Origin of the sequence: Micromonospora sp. H33 (genome assembly GCF_052068455.1) — a bacterium.
In the GTDB taxonomy this organism is placed as follows: Bacteria; Actinomycetota; Actinomycetes; order Mycobacteriales; family Micromonosporaceae; genus Micromonospora.
Map to the genome: position 1 here is coordinate 276,677 of NZ_JBQHDE010000001.1, position 16,846 is coordinate 293,522.

Annotated in this window: 15 protein-coding genes; 6 read left to right on the forward strand and 9 right to left on the reverse strand. The window is 72.7% G+C overall.

The annotated features are described in order from the left end of the window. Positions 1 to 22: 22 nt before the first annotated feature. Complete coding sequence (locus ACTMS0_RS01270; protein WP_441153204.1) at positions 23 to 706, forward strand: TetR family transcriptional regulator; 684 nt, start codon at positions 23 to 25, stop codon at positions 704 to 706. 1 nt (position 707) lies between these two features. On the opposite strand, the gene ACTMS0_RS01275 is transcribed toward ACTMS0_RS01270, so the two are convergent. The 6 genes from ACTMS0_RS01275 to ACTMS0_RS01300 form a co-directional block, all read right to left on the reverse strand. Next, positions 708 to 1,184: a DUF4383 domain-containing protein gene (locus tag ACTMS0_RS01275; protein ID WP_441153205.1), complete on the reverse strand. Its 477-nt coding sequence runs from the start codon at positions 1,182 to 1,184 to the stop codon at positions 708 to 710. 343 nt (positions 1,185 to 1,527) lie between these two features. After that, the gene (locus ACTMS0_RS01280) at positions 1,528 to 1,983 is read right to left on the reverse strand and encodes a DUF4383 domain-containing protein (protein ID WP_441153206.1); all 456 of its coding nucleotides are present in this window, start codon (positions 1,981 to 1,983) and stop codon (positions 1,528 to 1,530) included. A 103-nt stretch (positions 1,984 to 2,086) separates the two neighbouring features. Continuing rightward, complete coding sequence (locus tag ACTMS0_RS01285; protein ID WP_441153207.1) at positions 2,087 to 3,889, reverse strand: ABC-F family ATP-binding cassette domain-containing protein; 1,803 nt, start codon at positions 3,887 to 3,889, stop codon at positions 2,087 to 2,089. A gap of 261 nt (positions 3,890 to 4,150) precedes the next feature. Further along, the gene (locus tag ACTMS0_RS01290) at positions 4,151 to 5,098 is read right to left on the reverse strand and encodes a 4-(cytidine 5'-diphospho)-2-C-methyl-D-erythritol kinase (RefSeq protein ID WP_441153208.1); all 948 of its coding nucleotides are present in this window, start codon (positions 5,096 to 5,098) and stop codon (positions 4,151 to 4,153) included. A gap of 121 nt (positions 5,099 to 5,219) precedes the next feature. After that, on the reverse strand, positions 5,220 to 6,089 hold the full coding sequence (gene rsmA / locus ACTMS0_RS01295) for a 16S rRNA (adenine(1518)-N(6)/adenine(1519)-N(6))-dimethyltransferase RsmA (RefSeq protein WP_441153209.1): 870 nt from the start codon (positions 6,087 to 6,089) through the stop codon (positions 5,220 to 5,222). Positions 6,090 to 6,171: 82 nt separating this feature from the next. After that, positions 6,172 to 7,080: a TatD family hydrolase gene (locus ACTMS0_RS01300; protein WP_441153210.1), complete on the reverse strand. Its 909-nt coding sequence runs from the start codon at positions 7,078 to 7,080 to the stop codon at positions 6,172 to 6,174. Positions 7,081 to 7,279: 199 nt separating this feature from the next. Between ACTMS0_RS01300 and ACTMS0_RS01305 the strand changes: the two genes are divergently transcribed. Together ACTMS0_RS01305 and ACTMS0_RS01310 are read left to right on the forward strand one after the other, a co-directional pair. Beyond that, positions 7,280 to 8,527: a hypothetical protein gene (locus ACTMS0_RS01305; protein ID WP_441153211.1), complete on the forward strand. Its 1,248-nt coding sequence runs from the start codon at positions 7,280 to 7,282 to the stop codon at positions 8,525 to 8,527. An 88-nt stretch (positions 8,528 to 8,615) separates the two neighbouring features. Continuing rightward, on the forward strand, positions 8,616 to 9,467 hold the full coding sequence (locus ACTMS0_RS01310; protein WP_441153212.1) for an alpha/beta fold hydrolase: 852 nt from the start codon (positions 8,616 to 8,618) through the stop codon (positions 9,465 to 9,467). Positions 9,468 to 9,573: 106 nt separating this feature from the next. On the opposite strand, the gene metG is transcribed toward ACTMS0_RS01310, so the two are convergent. Then, complete coding sequence (gene metG / locus ACTMS0_RS01315) at positions 9,574 to 11,376, reverse strand: methionine--tRNA ligase (RefSeq protein WP_441153213.1); 1,803 nt, start codon at positions 11,374 to 11,376, stop codon at positions 9,574 to 9,576. Between the two features lie 194 nt (positions 11,377 to 11,570). On the opposite strand from metG, the gene ACTMS0_RS01320 reads away from it, so the two are divergent. Continuing rightward, the gene (locus tag ACTMS0_RS01320; protein ID WP_441153214.1) at positions 11,571 to 12,458 is read left to right on the forward strand and encodes a hypothetical protein; all 888 of its coding nucleotides are present in this window, start codon (positions 11,571 to 11,573) and stop codon (positions 12,456 to 12,458) included. A gap of 54 nt (positions 12,459 to 12,512) precedes the next feature. Here ACTMS0_RS01320 and rsmI read toward each other — a convergent pair whose 3' ends face one another. Beyond that, positions 12,513 to 13,379 (reverse strand): 16S rRNA (cytidine(1402)-2'-O)-methyltransferase, encoded by an 867-nt coding sequence (rsmI, locus tag ACTMS0_RS01325; protein WP_441153215.1) that lies wholly within the window; start codon positions 13,377 to 13,379, stop codon positions 12,513 to 12,515. Positions 13,380 to 13,445: 66 nt separating this feature from the next. Here rsmI and ACTMS0_RS01330 point away from each other — a divergent pair, with 66 nt between their 5' ends. After that, the gene (locus ACTMS0_RS01330; RefSeq protein ID WP_441153216.1) at positions 13,446 to 15,134 is read left to right on the forward strand and encodes a dolichyl-phosphate-mannose--protein mannosyltransferase; all 1,689 of its coding nucleotides are present in this window, start codon (positions 13,446 to 13,448) and stop codon (positions 15,132 to 15,134) included. A 423-nt stretch (positions 15,135 to 15,557) separates the two neighbouring features. Continuing rightward, positions 15,558 to 16,211 (forward strand): HNH endonuclease family protein, encoded by a 654-nt coding sequence (locus ACTMS0_RS01335; RefSeq protein ID WP_441153217.1) that lies wholly within the window; start codon positions 15,558 to 15,560, stop codon positions 16,209 to 16,211. 193 nt (positions 16,212 to 16,404) lie between these two features. Here the strand turns inward: ACTMS0_RS01335 and ACTMS0_RS01340 are convergent, their stop codons facing one another. Continuing rightward, a complete protein-coding gene (locus ACTMS0_RS01340; protein ID WP_441153218.1) occupies positions 16,405 to 16,674 on the reverse strand; it encodes a hypothetical protein in 270 nt (89 codons plus the stop codon). Positions 16,675 to 16,846: the final 172 nt, after the last annotated feature.

Consider the following 16,846-nt stretch of genomic DNA (forward strand, 5'->3'; position numbering starts at 1 on the left):
CGAGCGCCGACGAGGTGACGAGATGACGGACGCCGCGGGCGGTGACGGCACCGCCGGCCGCCGCCGGGCGGTGCCGGCGCCCGGCAAGACCTCCCGCGTACGCATGTCTGCGGCGCAGCGGCGCGAGCAGCTGATCTCGATCGCCCGGCAGATCTTCGCCGAGCGCGGGTTCGACGCCACGTCGATCGAGGAGGTGGCGTCGCGGGCCAAGGTCTCCAAGCCGGTGGTGTACGAGCACTTCGGCGGCAAGGAGGGGCTGTACGCGGTGGTGGTGGACCGGGAGGTCCGCAGTCTGCTGGACCGGATCACGACCGCGTTGACCGCCGGCCACCCGCGCGAGCTGCTGGAGCAGGCGGCGCTGACCCTGCTCACGTACATCGAGGAGGAGACCAGCGGGTTCCGGGTGCTGGTCCGCGAGTCGCCGCTGATGTCGGCGACGGGAAACTTCAGCAGCGTGATGAACGACGTCGCGCACCAGGTGGAGCACATCCTGGGCGCCGAGTTCTCCAGCCGGGGGTACGACCCGAAGCTCGCCGAGCTCTACTCGCAGGCACTGGTGGGGATGGTGGCGCTGACCGGCCGGTGGTGGCTGGAGGTACGCAAGCCGCGCAAGGAGACGGTGGCGGCGCACCTGGTGAACCTGGCCTGGAACGGCCTGTCGCACCTGGAGGCGAAGCCGGGTCTGATCACCGTACGGGGGCGGTGAGTCAGGGCCGGTTGGCGCCGGCTATCGGGTGGCTGCGGTTGCGCCGCTCCTCCTCGGCGTGCTCCGGGGTGCCGACCTTGTCGTAGAGGCCGGTCCCGAGCAGGATCAGCCCGAAGATCATCGAGATGATCACGGTCGACATCGAGAAGTTGAGGAAGTTGGCGGGGGTCTGCAGCACCGACATCATGAGGATGCTGGTGACGAGGAAGACGATCCCGGCGGTCAGGTTCATGTAGTGGCCGAGGTTGCCGCGGCGGGATGCCCCGACCAGCAGGAAGGCACCGAAGACGACCGAGGCCAGTGAGAACGCGAGGTTGGTGCGGAGCCCGAGCACCCAGTGGCTGCCGCGGCCGAAGAGCGGCTCGCCGACCGACTCCACGACGCCCCACACCCCGAAGATCAGGATGTAGAGACCGATCAGCCCGGAGAGGACCCGGTAGATCGGCCGCGCCGGATGGTTCACCGGAAAGTGCGCCATGACCCCTCCACCCGAATGACGACATTCAGGAGGATTGTCACCCGCTCAAGGCTCGCGCGTACCCCAAATCACCCAGCCGAGGCCGCCCAACCCGGCACCGACCCGCGGACCGCAACCACAGCGGGAAGCCGGCACAGAAGCGCGGACCGCAACCACGCCAGGTCCCCAACCCACCCGGCGGGTGCGTGCGGACCGGCACCACGACAGGTTCTCGCCGGAGCCCGACCCGCGGAGGGATCAAGCCTGACCGCCCGGAGCGGGTCGGGCTCCGGCGAGAACCCCAACCGCAACCAGGTCTCCGGCGAGAGCCGAAGGCACAACCAAAGAAAGCAGACAGAACAGCTCAGAGCACCAGCCGAGCCTTCTGCCACGCCTCCTTCTCCTCGTCGGTGCCGACCTTGCCGTACATGCCGACCATGAGGAGGACGAGGCCGACCACCATCAGCACGATGACGGTGGCGACGCTGAAGTTGAAGATGTTGGCCTCGGTCCGGATGAAGGCGAGCCCGGCGAGGCTGAGAGCCATGATGATGTACGCCAGCCACTGGTTGATCACGACGTCGAGGTTGCGTCCGATCGCGGTGCCGGCGAGTACGGCACCGCCGAGCAGGGCGCTGAGCAGCGAGAACCCGAGGTTGGTCCCCTGGCCGAGGGCGGTGGTGTCGTCCTGGGCGAGGACCTCGTTGCCGGCGCTGGCGATGATGCCGAGCAGGCCGAAGGCGACCAGGTACAGACCGGTCAGCCCGCCGATCGCCCGGTAGATCGGCCGCGCGGGGTGGTTGACGGGGGTGTGGGCCATCTCTGAGTCTCCAACGACGAACGGAAGAGGGTCGCCGGTGATTCTCGCGCATGTGCCGGTGTGACGCCGCACACGGCCCCGCCGGTCGTGGCCGAGTCGCCGGTCAGGCGGCGGGGATCTGGTCGGCCAGGGTCAGCCAGGCCTCCTCGACCTGCTCCCGTTCGGCGCGTACGTCCTTGAGCTGGGCGTCGAGATCGGCGACCTTGGCGTAGTCGGTGGCGTTGACGGCGAGCTTGTCGAGCAGGTCCGCCTCCTTCTGCTCCAGCTTGCCGATCTGCCGCTCCAGTTTCGCGAGCTCCTTGCGGGCCTGGCGTACCTCGGCGGCGGACATGCCCTCCGTCGCCGGCGCCGAGGGCGCCCCGTCCGAGCCGGGGGCGGGTGCCAGACCTGTCCCCTCCGCGGCCCGGTCGAGGTACTCGTCGACGCCGCCGGGCAGGTGCACCAGCCGGCCGTCGCCGAACATCCCGTACGCGGAGTCGGTGACCCGTTCGATGAGGTACCGGTCGTGGCTGGCCACGACGATCGTGCCGGGCCACGAGTCGAGCAGGTCCTCGAGGGCGGCGAGGGTGTCGGTGTCGAGGTCGTTGGTGGGCTCGTCGAGCAGGAGGACGTTCGGCTCGCCGGCGAGCAGCCGGAGCATCTGGAGGCGGCGTCGTTCGCCTCCGGAGAGGTCGGAGACCGGGGTCCAGAGCCGCCGGTCGTCGAAGCCGAAGACCTCGGCGAGCTGGGCGGCGGAGATCTCCCGGTCGCCGAGGCGGACGCGCCGGGCGACCTCCTCGACGGCTTCGAGGACGCGCAGGTGGCCGGGGAGTTCGGCGAGTTCCTGGGAGAGGAACGCCGGGCGCACGGTGGAGCCGACGGCGAACCGGCCGTCGTCGGGGCCGGTGACGCCGGCGAGCATCCGCAGCAGGGTGGTCTTGCCGGCGCCGTTGCGGCCGAGGATGGCGATGCGGTCGCCGGGGCCGACCTGCCAGGTGAGGTCGTGGAGGATCTCCTTGGGGCCGGCGTGCAGGCGGACGCGCTCGAGGTCGTACACCTGCTTGCCGAGCCGGGCGGTGGCGAGGCGTTGCAGCGACGTGGTGTCGCGCGGCGGCGGGACGTCGGCGATGAGCGCGTTGGCCGCGTCGATGCGGAACTTGGGCTTGGAGGTGCGGGCCGGGGGACCCCGGCGCAGCCAGGCGATCTCCTTGCGGAGCAGGTTCTGCCGGCGGGCCTCGGTGGCGGCGGCGACCCGCTCGCGTTCGACGCGGGCGAGGGTCCAGGCGGCGAAGCCGCCCTCGTACGTGCGGACGGCCTGGTCGGCGACCTCCCACGTGGTGGTGCAGACGGCGTCGAGGAACCACCGGTCGTGGGTGACCACGACGAGCGCGCCCTTGCGGCCGAGGAGGTGCCGGGCCAGCCAGTCGACGCCGCCGACGTCGAGGTGGTTGGTGGGCTCGTCGAGGACGAGCAGGTCGGAGTCGCGGACGAGCAGCGCCGCGAGGGCCACCCGGCGGCGCTCGCCGCCGGACATCGGGCCGACCGGCTGGTCGAGGCCGAGGTGCGGCATGCCGAGGCCGTCGAGGATGGCGCGGACGCCGGCGTCGCCGGCCCACTCGTGCTCGGCGCCCATGCTCTCGTCGAGCCAGGCGGTGCCGAGGACGACGTCGCGGACGGTGGCGGCCGGCGCGAGCTGGAGGGTCTGCGGGAGCCAGGCCACCCGCAGGTCGCGGCGGTGGGTGACGCGGCCGTCGTCCGGCTCCTCCTGCCGGGTGAGCAGCCGCAACAGGGTGGACTTGCCGGCGCCGTTGAGGCCGACGACACCGATCCGGTCGGCGTCGTCGAGGCCGAGCGAGACGTCGGTGAGCAGCGGCCCGGCGGCGCCGTAGCCCTTGGACACCCGGTCCAGGTTGACGATGTTGGCCACTATCCCACCTCTCATGATCAAGGCGTCCCGGTGCCGGTGGGCACCTCGGGACGCCTGGCCTTTCAGGGTACGCGGACCCGCCTCGCCGGCTGCCGCGCCGTGGCGTCGTCCCCGTCGACCGGCTCCGCCGCGGTCCCCGACGCTGGTCAACGGCCCTGCGGGCCGTCCTCTTCCCTCGATCGGTTCGGTGGCACCGGGCTGTCCGGGTCGTCCCCGGGACGCCCCGATGTCCGTGACATCGAGTGGTCCCGGGAGCCCGGGTCAGACGATCCGGGCGCCGACGACCGGGCCGTGTGCGGTGCGGGCCTCCCGGCACACGCCGGCGGCGTTCAGCTCGGCGGCGATGCGGACGGCGTCGGCCTCGTCGGCGGCGAGGAAGACGCAGGTGGGCCCGGACCCGGAGACGACGCCGGCGAGGGCGCCGGCCGCCTCGCCCGCCTTGAGCGTGGCGGTCAGGGACGGGCGCAGGGACAGGGCGGCGTCCTGGAGGTCGTTGCCGAGGGCGGCGGCCAGCACCCGGGGGTCGCGCTGGCGCAGCGCGGCGAGCAGCGCGTCGGTGCTGCCGAGCGGCGGGCCGGCGGTCCCGGCGTCGCGGAGCCGGTCGAGTTCCCGGTACGCGGCCGGGGTGGACAGGCCCCCGTCGGCGATCGCGACGACCCAGTGCCAGGAGGTGGGGCGGGCCAGCACGGGGCTGACCGCCTCGCCCCGGCCGGTGCCGAGCGCGGTGCCGCCGTAGATCAGGAACGGCACGTCGGAGCCGAGGTCGGCGGCGATGCCGGCCAGCTCGTCGCGGGACAGCCCGGTGCCCCACAGCGCGTCGCAGGCGACCAGCGCGGCGGCGGCGTCGGCGCTGCCCCCGGCCAGGCCGCCGGCGAGCGGGATGTGCTTGCGCAGGTGCAGCCGGGCGTGCGGGAGGACGCCCGCGTAGCCGGCGAGGGCGTGCGCGGCCCGGATGACCAGGTTGGTGTCGTCCAGGGCCAGCTCGCCGGTGCCCTCGCCCTCCATGGTCAGGGTCAGGGTGTCGCCGCGACGGGCGGTCACCTCGTCGTAGATGGAGATCGCGTGGTAGACGGTGTTCAGCTCGTGGTAGCCGTCGCGGCGCAACGGTCCCACCCCGAGGTGCAGGTTGACCTTGGCGGGCACCTTCACGCGTACCGGCCCGATGGCACCGCGCGGCTCGTCGTCGTCCGGTCGCCAGGCCTCGGTCACGGGGTCAGACCCCGGACGTGCGGCCGGATGTCGAACGGCTTGGTCACGATCAGCTCCTCGGCGGAGTCGGCCGGCTGGGGGCGGCGTACGTGTACACGGAGGGGGCGGGCACGGCGCCAGCCTAGCGGGCGGCGGGTGCGGCGGCCGGGGCCGACGCGGCGATGGCGGCGAACTGCTCGACGGTGAGTGACTCCCCGCGTGCGCCCGGGTCCACACCGGCGGCGGTGAGGGCCTCGGTGGCACGGTCGGCGCCGCCGGCCCAGCTGGCGAGGGCCGCGCGGAGGGTCTTGCGGCGCTGCGCGAACGCCGCGTCCACCACGGCGAAGACCCGCCCCCGGGGTACGTCGGGGCGGGGCGGCTCGCGGCGGGTGAAGGCGACGAGTCCGGAGTCGACGTTCGGCACCGGCCAGAACACGTTGGGTGGGACCTTCCCGGCGGCGCGGGCGCGTGTGTACCAGGCGAGCTTGACCGACGGGACGCCGTACACCTTGGAGCCGGGACCGGCGACCAGCCGGTCGGCGACCTCCTTCTGCACCATGACGAGGCCGTGCCGCAGGCTGGGCAGCTCGGCGAGCAGGTGCAGCACCACCGGCACGGCGACGTTGTACGGCAGGTTGGCCACCAGCGTGGTCGGTGCCGGGTCGGCGAGGTCGGCGGCGGTGACCCGCAGCGCGTCGGCGTGGTGCACGGTGAGCCGCTCCGCGGCCGGGCCGGCGTGCCGGGCGGCGGTCTCCGGCAGCGCGCCGGCCAGCGTCCGGTCGATCTCGACGGCGTGCACGTGCGCGGCGACCGGGAGCAGCGCCAGGGTGAGCGAGCCGAGCCCGGGCCCGACCTCCAGCACCACGTCGTCCGGTGCCAGCCCGGCGGCGGCGACGATCCGCCGGACCGTGTTGGGGTCGTGCACGAAGTTCTGCCCGAGCTTCTTGGTGGGCGCGACGCCGAGGCGGGCGGCGAGGTCCCGGATCTCCGCCGGGCCGAGGAGACCGGTCACGCCCCGTAGCGTATGCGGGGCGGGCACGGTGCTTGGAAGGGACCCTTCACCTACCGCAGGCGTTAACCGGGGGCCCTTCCTTTCACCAGGGGCCGAAGGCGCGGTCACCGGTTGTGGAGATGGCGGCGCACAGCTCGTCCAGGTCCGCGCCGGTGGTCGTGGCGAGGGAGCGGACGGTGAGCGGGATCAGGTACGACGCGTTCGGCCGGCCGCGGTGCGGCATCGGGGTGAGGTACGGCGCGTCGGTCTCCACGAGGATCTGGTCCAGCGGGGTCAGCGCGGCGGCCTCGCGGAGCGCCCCGGCGCTGCCGAAGGTGACCGTGCCGGCGAAGCTGAGCAGGTAGCCGCGCCGGACGCACTCGCGGGCGAAGTCGGCGTCGCCGGAGAAGCAGTGCAGCACCACTGTGTCCGGGGCGCCCTCGTCGTCGAGGATGCGCAGCACGTCGGCGTGTGCCTCCCGGTCGTGGATGACCAGGGTCTTGCCGTACCGCTTGGCGATGGCGATGTGGGCGCGGAAGCTCTCCTCCTGCGCGGCGCGGCCCTCGTCGCCGGTGCGGTAGAAGTCCATGCCGGTCTCGCCGATGCCGCGTACCCGGTCCTGGGCCGCGAGGGCCTCGATCGCGCGCAGCGCCTCGTCCAGGTCGGTGAGGCGGGGCGCCTCGTTGGGGTGCAGTGCGACGGTGGCAACGACCGCCGGGTACTTCTGGGCGACGTCCGCGCCCCACCGGGACGAGTCGACGTCGACGCCCACCTGCACCAGCCGGTCGACGCCGACGGCCGCGGCCACCTCGACCGCCCGTCTGACCGGGTCGTCGACCGGGCCGCCGCCGGGCACGCCGGCCTCGCTGACCGTGATGTCGAGGTGGGTGTGGCTGTCCGGCACCGGGCGGGGCAGCGGCTCGGGCGGCGGCGGGAACTCGCCAGCGCGCCGGGCGGCGCGTTTCCTTCGCGACTCGGTCGGCTCGGTCGTCTGTTCGGTCGGCTCGTTCATCAACCAAAGGATCACACACTGAACTGGTACACCCGACCGCCACCGGATGTTCACCTCGACTACGCCGTACGCGCTTAGCGTCGCCGGGTGAGTGAGCGCCGCGTACGGGAGGTGACACGGTGAGCGATCCGGTCGAGCGAACCCGAGGCGTCGGCAGCGTGGCGCCGCTGGTCCTAGCCGAGCGGAGCGAGGTGACGGCGTGAGCATCACCCCCCAGGCCAGCGGTGCCGCCGGCGAGCGGACCGGACTGCGCGTCGCGTACGGGGGTGCGGTGTATCCCGCCGAGGAGATCGCCCGCGGCGCGGCGTACGAGCTGTTCAGCGCGGACGAGGTGGCCGGCTTCGATTGGGCGCCCCGCCCGGGGTCGGCGCTGCCGTGGCACCGGTTCGTGCACGCCACCGAGGTCGTGGCGGTCCACGGAGCCCCGGAGCCGGCCGAGGAGCCGGAGGTTCCGCTGCTGGTCCCGCTGCACCGCGAGCGGGGGTGGGCGTCGGTGCACCACCTCTCCCAGCAGCCGCAGGCGGCCGACGACCCGCTGCTCGCGGCGGTCCGGCGGTCGGCGGCCATCCGGCGGGGCACCCGCATGGTGAAGATCCTGTCGGCCCGGCAGCTCACCGGGTACGTGCGGGGCTGGCTGCCGCACGGCTTCTGCTACCGGGAGTACGACGTCGCGCACCTGCGCACCCCGGCGGCGACGGCGGTGCTGCGCGGCGACGGTGCGGAGACGCAGGACGGCGCCGACGTGACGTTCGCGCTGCGCTGGCGGGCCGCCGACCCGGCCGACTACGACGTGCCGGTGGGCGCGGAGCACCGGGGGCTGACCGCCCTGGCGCCCCGGGACCGGCTGGGCGCGGCGGTGCTCGGCACCGGTTTCGTCCCCAGCAGCAACCAGTTGGTGCCGGAGTTCATCACCCGGGACTTCGCGGACCTGCCGATGCCGGCGAACGCCACCCTGCTCGCGTACCCGGCGGACGGGACCGAGGTGGTGCTGTACACGTACCAGGCCGAGCAGCGCGGGTGGCTGCGGATGGTGGGCCCGCAGTGGCGGCACCTGCTGGCGGCGGTGCCGGGTGTGTCGCCGGACCAGGAGTACGTCCCGACCGGGGAGGCGCCCCGCTCCACGCAGTTGATCGGCAGCTATGCCGGGGGCGACTACGAGGCGGTCTCCGACATGCCCGGCGGCTTCCGGGTACTGGCGATGACCCGGGCGGCCCGGTACCCGGTCGACTCGGCGGCCCGCCGGGTGCGGTTCGCGCGGTGGCGGGGCGTGCCGTGCCTGGTGCTGCGGGAGGAGGCCGGCTGGTTGCGGCTGCGGCTGTGCCGGCCGAACCCCGACGCGGTGGTGACGACCGGCGCGCAGTGCCACGAGCGGGGCGTCTACGAGGCGTGGGCGCCGGGCACCGAGGTGACCGACGATCAGGTGGTGGACCACCCGTACGTGCTCTGAGGTCGCGGTCGACCGTCGGCGCATACCGGTTCGCGGCACGGGAATGCGCCCGGGGACCGATGCGGGAGCACGACCTCGGGGAGAGAGCATGCCGTTCATCACCGTGGGGATGGAGAACTCCGCCCCCATCGACCTGTACTACGAGGACCACGGCTCCGGTCAGCCGATCGTGCTGATCCACGGGTTCCCGTTCAACGGGGCGACGTGGGAGAAACAGACCGGTCCGCTGCTGGCCGCCGGATACCGGACGATCACGTACGACCGGCGCGGTTTCGGCAACTCGGCGCAGCCGGCGTTCGGGTACGACTACGACACGTTCGCCGCCGACCTGGACGTGCTGATGACGGAGTTGGACCTGCGGGACGCGATCCTGGTGGGCCACTCGATGGGCACCGGCGAGGTGACCCGCTACCTGGGCGCGTACGGCTCGGACCGGGTGCAGCGGGCGGTGCTGCTCGCACCACTGGCGCCGTTCCTCTTGCAGACGGCGGACAACCCGGAGGGCGTCGAGAAGAGCCTGTTCGAGGGCTTCCAGAAGGCGATCGTCGAGGACCGGTTCGCGTACCTGACCCAGTTCTGCAACGCGTTCTTCAACTACCAGGAGAACAAGGGGAAGCTGGTCAGCGAGGAGGCGTTCCGGGCGCACTGGGAAATCGGCGCGCGGGCCTCGGCGAAGGGCACCCACGACTGTGTGGACGCCTGGCAGACCGACTTCCGCGGCGACCTGCCGAACATCGACGTGCCGGTGCTGATCGTGCAGGGTGACAAGGACGCGGTCCTGCCGTACCCGAAGACCGGTGCGCGACTCCAGCCGATGCTGCCGGGCAGCCAGTTGATCACGCTGAAGGGCGCCCCGCACGGCACCCCCTGGACCAACGCACCAGAGGTGAACCGGGCGATCATGGAGTTCATCGGCGCGCCGACGATGGCCCGCGCCTGAGCGCGACCACGCGCCGGGCCGCGGCCACCACGCCATCGCGCCGGACCGCGGCCACCGTGACACGGTGCGGCCCCGGGGCTCACGAGGCCCCGGGGCCGTGCCGTTGTCAGCCGGCCAGCCGGGCCAGCTCCTCGTCCACGATCGACGGGTCGAGCTTGCGGAACACCGGCTTGGGCGCGGCGAGCGGCCGGCCCACCTCCAGCGGCACCGACTCCCAGCGCGCCCCGACCGTGTAGTCCCCGGTCAGCACCGGGTACGCGGGCCCGCCGTCGAGGTCCTCGATCTCCTCGATCACCGGCATCGGCGCGTGGACGCCGGTGCCGCCGAGCAACTCGTGGACCTTCTGCGCGGAGTGCGGCAGGAACGGGGTGAGCAGCGTGTTCGCGTCGCTGACCACCTGGAGGGCGACGTGCAGGATGGTGCCCATGCGGGGCTTGTCCGCCTCGTCCTTGAGCTTCCACGGGGCCTGCTCGGACAGGTAGCGGTTGGCCTCGGCGACCACCTTCATGGCCTCGCCGATGGCCTGCTTCTGCCGGTGCTTGCCGATCAGCTCACCGACCGTCGCGAAGCCGGCGCGGGCCACCGCCAGCAGCGCCTCGTCGGCCTCGGTGAGCCCGGCCGGGTCGACCGGCGGGATCGCGCCGAAGTTCTTCGCGGCCATCGAGATGGACCGGTTGACCAGGTTCCCCCAGCCGGCGACCAGCTCGTCATTGTTGCGCCGCAGGAACTCCGCCCAGGTGAAGTCGGTGTCGTTGCTCTCCGGGCCGGCGACGGCGATGAAGTAGCGCAGCGCGTCGGCGTCGTACCGGTCGAGGAAGTCCCGGACGTAGATGACCACCTTGCGGGACGACGAGAACTTGCGCCCCTCCATGGTCAGGAACTCGCTGGAGACCACCTCGGTCGGCAGGTTCAGCCGGCCCAGCTCGCCGGGCTGCCCGTCGCGCGCGCCCTCGCCGGAGTAGCCGGACAGCAGGGCGGGCCAGATCACCGAGTGGAAGACGATGTTGTCCTTGCCCATGAAGTAGTAGCCGCGGGCGTCCTTCCCCTCCCCGTCGGCGGACCACCACCTGCGCCACGCCTCCGGGTCGCCGGAGCGGCGGGCCCACTCGATGGAGGCGGACAGGTAGCCGATCACCGCGTCGAACCAGACGTAGATGCGCTTGTCCGGCCGGTCCCGCCAGCCGTCGAGCGGGATCGGGACGCCCCATTCCAGGTCCCGGGTGATGGCCCGGGGCTGGAGGTCGTCGAGCAGGTTCTTCGAGAAGCGCAGCACGTTGGGCCGCCAGCCCTCGCGGGTGTCCAGCCACTGCCGCAGCACGTCGGCCAGGGCCGGCAGGTCCAGGAAGAAGTGCTCGGTCTCGACGAACTTCGGCGTCTCCCCGTTGATCTTCGACTTCGGGTCGATCAGGTCGATCGGGTCGAGCTGGTTGCCGCAGTTGTCGCACTGGTCGCCGCGGGCGCTCTCGTAGCCGCAGATCGGGCAGGTGCCCTCGATGTAGCGGTCGGGCAGCGTCCGGCCGGTGGACGGCGAGATCGCGCCCATGGTGGTCTTCGGCACGATGTAGCCGTTGCGGTGCATCCCCTCGAACAACGCCTGCACCACCGCGTAGTGGTTGCGGGTGGTGGTGCGGGTGAACAGGTCGTACGACAGCCCGAGGCCGTGCAGGTCCTCGACGATCACCCGGTTGTAGCGGTCCGCGAGCTCGCGCGGGGTGACCCCCTCCGCGTCGGCCTGCACCTGGATCGGCGTGCCGTGCTCGTCGGTGCCGGAAACCATGAGCACGTCGTGGCCGGCCATGCGCATGTACCGGGCGAAGACGTCGGAGGGAACGCCGAAACCGGAGACATGGCCGATGTGGCGCGGGCCGTTGGCGTAGGGCCAGGCAACCGCCGCGAGAACGTGACTCATGACCACCAAGCCTAGTGACCCGCGCGGGACGGCTGCGAACCAATAGGGCGCGAGTCGGTCACCGGGGTCCGGCAGCGTCTCGGCGGCGGCTGACCCCTGCGTAAGTGGGTCGGTGTTCCGTTAACGGCAACTTGTCCGATTTACCCCCGACACGCGGCCCGACGTACCCGGCGGGATGCACGTAGCGGTGTGCAATGGACACCGTGAGTGGCAGACGAGCCGACGAGCGTCCGTCCGGTCCGCCGGCCGGCGGGCGCCACGACCCCGCCGGACCGCCGCGCGGGGGCGCCGTGGCGCCGCACCCCCGGCCGGTGCCGGCCGCGGCGCCGGAGGCCGAGCCCGCCGTCGAGGTCGAGCCGACCACCGGCGCGCCTCTCGACGCGCTGCCGCGCCGGGTCCCGGTCCGCCAGCCGCGCCGACTCCGCCGTGGCCGCTCCCGAGCCGGGGGTACGCCGGACGGTGACGAGGCCTGGGCGCCGATCGAGGAGGTGCACTGGGACGGCACGCCGGTCAAGCCGGAACCGAAGCCCGAGCGCACCCGGTCGCCCCGGTTCGAGTGGTGGCGGCGTCAAGTCCGCCGGCCCGCGCACCCGCCCGACCCGCTGCCCGGCCTGGCCACACTCGTGGCCCTCAGCCTGGTGGCCGCGTTCTTCGCCTGGGTGAGCGCGGCCCCGCTGTGGCTCGCGGTCGGCCACTCCACGTCCGGCCGGGTGGTGATCGACGACTGCACCGGTGGCGGGCTCACCCAGCGCTGCCGGGGCAACTTTCTCGCCACCGAGGCCCGGTGGGTCGCGCACGGGGTGACGGTGAGCGGGGTGCCCGCGCACCGCGCGACGCCCGGCAGCTGGGTGGCGGCCCGGATGACCGGCCCGGATGCCCGCACCGCCTACGTCGACACGGGGGCCGCCGGGCACCTGCGCTGGCTGCTCGGCCTGCTTACGGTGGCGGGCTGCGGCGCGGGGATCGCCCGCTGGACCGGGGCGACCGGGCTGGCCGACCGCCGCGCCCGCCGCTGGGCGATCGCCGCCTCGGCCGCCGGCCCGTTGCTCATCACGATCGGCTTCCTCGCCGCCGCCTGGTAAGGAAGGGCCCCCGTTAACGCCTGGCGTAGTAAAAGGGTCCCTTCCTCACACTCGTCAGCGGTGGACGACGTCGTAGACCTCGCGGCGACGCAGGCCGTACTCGGCGGCGACCTCGGTGACCGCGTCGCGGCGGGATCTGCCGGCCGCCTCCCGCTCGGCGACCGCCGCGCGGAGCGTGTCGTCGTCCGGCCGCTCGGCGGCGACCGCCGGCGCGCCGGCCACCACCAGGGTGATCTCGCCGCGCGGCTCCCCCTCGGCGGCCCACTCCGCCAACTGTCCGAGCGGGCGGCGGAGCACCTCCTCGTACGTCTTGGTCAGTTCGCGGCACAGCGCGGCCGGCCGGTCGGCGCCGAACGCGGCGGCCAGGTCGGCGAGGGCGGCGGCGATCCGGTGCGGCGCCTCGAAGAAGATCAGCGTGCGCTCCTCGGTGGCGAGCGCGCGGAGCCGGGATCGGCGGGCACCGGGGGTACGCGGAAGGAAGCCCTCGAAGCAGAACCGGTCGCTGGGCAGCCCGGAGAGGGCCAGCGCGGTGGTGACGGCGCTGGGACCGGGTGCGGCGGTGACCGGCACCCCGGCGTCCAGCGCCGCCCGGACCAGCCGGTAGCCGGGGTCGGAGACGCTCGGCATGCCGCCGTCGGTGACGATGGCGACCACGTAGCCGGCGGCGAGCACGTCGACGAGTTCCGGCGTACGCCGTTCCTCGTTGCCCTCGAAGTACGACACGATCCGCCCGGGCACGGTCACGTCGAGGTCCCGGGCGAGGCGGGTGAGCCGCCGGGTGTCCTCGGCGGCCACCACATCGGCGGTGGCGAGCACCTCGCGGAAGCGGGCGGACGCGTCGGCCGGGTTCCCGAGCGGCGCACCGAGGAGGATCAGGCGTCCGGGTTCGGACATTTCACCCACGAGACGGCGCTCCTTCATCGACAGCGGTAGGGATTCTTGGGGCGGCGACCACCACCGGCCACCATCGCAGCCTACGATCGCGGGGTGACTCAGGCGTCGACAGCGCGCCCCGCCGGCCAGCCCGAGCCGGAGCAGGCGCTTCCCGAGGGTCGGGACCCGGCACCCGCCGACCGGGGCGGCGGCGTCCCCGGTGTGGTCCGGCGCCGGCTGGCCACCGTCGACGCCCACCTCGACGGGCGGTCCTGGCTGGCGACCGCGGTGGTCGTCGCGATCGCGGCGATCCTGCGCTTCGTCAACCTCAGTCACCCGCCGGGCAAGGTCTTCGACGAGGTCTACTACGCCCGCGACGCGTGGGGGCTGGTCGACAAGGGCGTCGAGTGGAACTACAAGGACGGCGGCCCGTCGTACGTGGTCCACCCGCCGCTGGGCAAGTGGCTGATCGGCCTCGGCGAGTGGGCCTTCGGGTACTCCGACGCCGAGCACGGCGTCTCGGCCGCCGGGCACCTGGTCACCACCGCCCCGGAGTTCGCCTGGCGGTTCTCGGCGGCGGTCGTCGGCACGCTGTCCGTGCTGCTGCTGGTGCGGATCGCGCGGCGGCTGTTCCGGTCGACCGTGCTGGGCTGCGCCGCCGGCCTGCTGCTCGCCCTCGACGGGTTCCACCTGGTGCTGTCGCGCACCGCGCTGCTCGACATCTTCCTGCTCTTCTTCGTGCTGGCCGCCTTCGGGGCGCTGGTGCTCGACCGGGACGCCCGGCGGCGCCGCTGGACCCGGGCACTGGAGGCCGGCCTGGACCCGACCCGGCCCGGTCGTGCCGGCCGGCCGGCCGGCGGCTGGCGGAACTGGCCGTGGTGGCGGCTGGCCGCCGGGGTGCTGTTCGGCTGCGCCTGCGCCGTGAAGTGGAGCGCCCTGTACTTCCTGCCGGTGTTCGCGCTGCTGGTGATCCTCTGGGAGGTCGGCGTCCGCCGCTCCGCCGGGGCACGCCGGCCCTGGCGGGACACCCTGTTGGACGAGGCGCCCTGGCTCGTGCTGGCCGGGCTGCTGATGGTGGCCACCTATGTGGCCACCTGGTCCGGCTGGCTGCTGGGCGACGAGGGCTACTACCGGGTGATCGACGCGCAGCGGTGGCCGAGCGCCCCGCTGAGCGACACCCCGGTGGTCGGGGCGCTCGCCAACCTGATCGAGTACCACAAGGCCGCGTACGGCTTCCACGCGCAGCTGGACGACCCGCACAAGTACCAGTCGTGGCCGTGGCAGTGGCTGCTGCTGGGCCGGCCGGTCGCCTTCTACTGGTCCGGTGACGGGTCCTGCGGGGCGGCGAGCTGCGCCTCCGAGGTCCTGCTGCTCGGCACTCCCCTGCTCTGGTGGTCGTTCCTGCCGGCCCTGGTCTCGCTGGCCTGGCTGGGCCTCGCCCGGCGGGACTGGCGCGCCGGGGCGATCCTGCTGTGCGCGGCCGCCGGCCTGCTCCCGTGGTTCTGGTTCGCCGTCGACGGCGGGCGAACGATGTTCTCCTTCTACACCGCGCCCGCGCTGCCGTTCCTGGTGCTGGCGGTGACGTACGTGCTGGGGGCGATCGTCGGCCCGCCGGACCCGGCCGGCGACGCCGCGGCGCGGGAGGCCGGCCACGACCGCCGGCTCGTCGGCGGTGTCATCGTCGGGGCGTACGTGCTGCTGGTCGCGCTCTGCTTCGCGTACTTCTATCCGATCTTCGTCGGGGAGACGATCCCGTACGCCGACTGGTCGAACCGGATGTGGTTGGACGGCCGCTGGATCTGACCGACGGCGATATCCCGGCGGTCGGACAACGGGAAAGGGCCCGCACGCGCGCTGCGTGCGGGCCCTTTGACGTAGACGCGCGCCCCGATCGCCTGCCACGGGGGAAGCGGGCGATTGGAGCGCGCAGGGAGAGCTTAACCAGCCCGGAGCAGCGGCACAACGGGTCGACTCCGGTCAGATTTCCGACCGGCGCCACGCCGGACAGATGGTTTACACGCGACATGTGACGGTCCGTCAGCTGACCGGAACGTGGCGACACGGTTAACGCGAGACCGGCGCGAATCGGACCGATCGGCGGAACCGGCTACGGATTCCCGCAGCGTATCGATTGATTTAACATCCTCGTCATCCCCTGTGGGGTCCGCCGGCACCCGGCACGACTGCACTGTCGGCCGACCCCCGACCGATCGGATGGAGTACGCGATGACCCGCACTCTCCGCTGGCTCGGTGGCCTCTTGGCCGCCGTCACGCTCTCGACCCTCGGCCTCGCCGCTCCGGCGCGCGCGGCGACGATCTCGGTGCCGCTGCGCACGCTCGTCGCCGACCTGCCCGTCGCGTCCGAGGTGCGCACCGGCTACTCCCGCGACCTGTTCCCGCACTGGATCGACGCCGACGGCGACAGCTGCAACACCCGGTACGAGGTGCTGATCGCCGAGGCCACCACCACGCCGTCGATCGGCTCCGGCTGCTACCTCTCCGGCGGTCGCTGGTACTCCTACTACGACGCCGTCTACTGGACCAATCCGTCCGATCTCGACATCGACCACCTGGTACCGCTCGCCGAGTCCTGGGACTCGGGTGCCCGGAACTGGACGACCTCCCGCCGGCAGTCGTTCGCCAACGACCTGGGCGACGCGCGCTCCCTCGTGGCGGTGACCGACAACGTCAACCAGGCCAAGGGCGACCAGGACCCGGCGACCTGGCTGCCGACGTACGAGAAGTGCCGCTACGTCCGGGAGTGGGCGGCGGTGAAGACCCGCTGGCGGCTGAGCGTGGACAGCGCCGAGAAGAGCACGCTGACCAGTTGGGCCAACTCCTGCTCGAACGTGACGGTCACCGTGACCCACGCGTACTGACCCGGGGACGGGGCGAGGCGGATGACGCTGCTGGTGCACGTACGCGCCATCTGCCTCGCCCTGCCCGACGGCGACGGAACCGACCGGCGGTAAGCGCCCTGTCGCGTCGTATATCCCTTGCTGGGCCGTCCGCGTCGTTTAGGGCGCGCTGTTCCCGGCGTATCGGGCATTCCGGATGTTCGTCGAGACGCGGTCAGCTGTGCCTCGGCTGCCGGGGCAGCCAACCGATGAACCGGTCCTGCAGCGACGCACCGACCGGCGACGCCAGATCCTGGGTGGCGGCGGCGAGACAGGATCCCAGGTAGACGGTGAGCATGGCGCGATCGGACCGGTACTCATTCAACAGGAAAGCGCGCTTCGTTTCGCACGGCCAGTCGTCGCCGCAGGTCCCACAGGTCCAGTCCGGCGACGATGGTGCATGTCCGTCCGCCATGGACACCGAGGATTCCGCAGCACCGGTCATCGCGCTCCCTCTCCTGGTCCTCACTCTGGTTCCTGCTTCGCGCTCAGACCAGAGACGGTCGACAACAGACCTGTCGTCCCCCCGGCGACGCCTTCAGCGCTACGAGACCCTCCGGCGTTACACGGTTGCGGTACGTTGATCAGCCATGGCCGTCGCGAAGCTGACCGTGCAC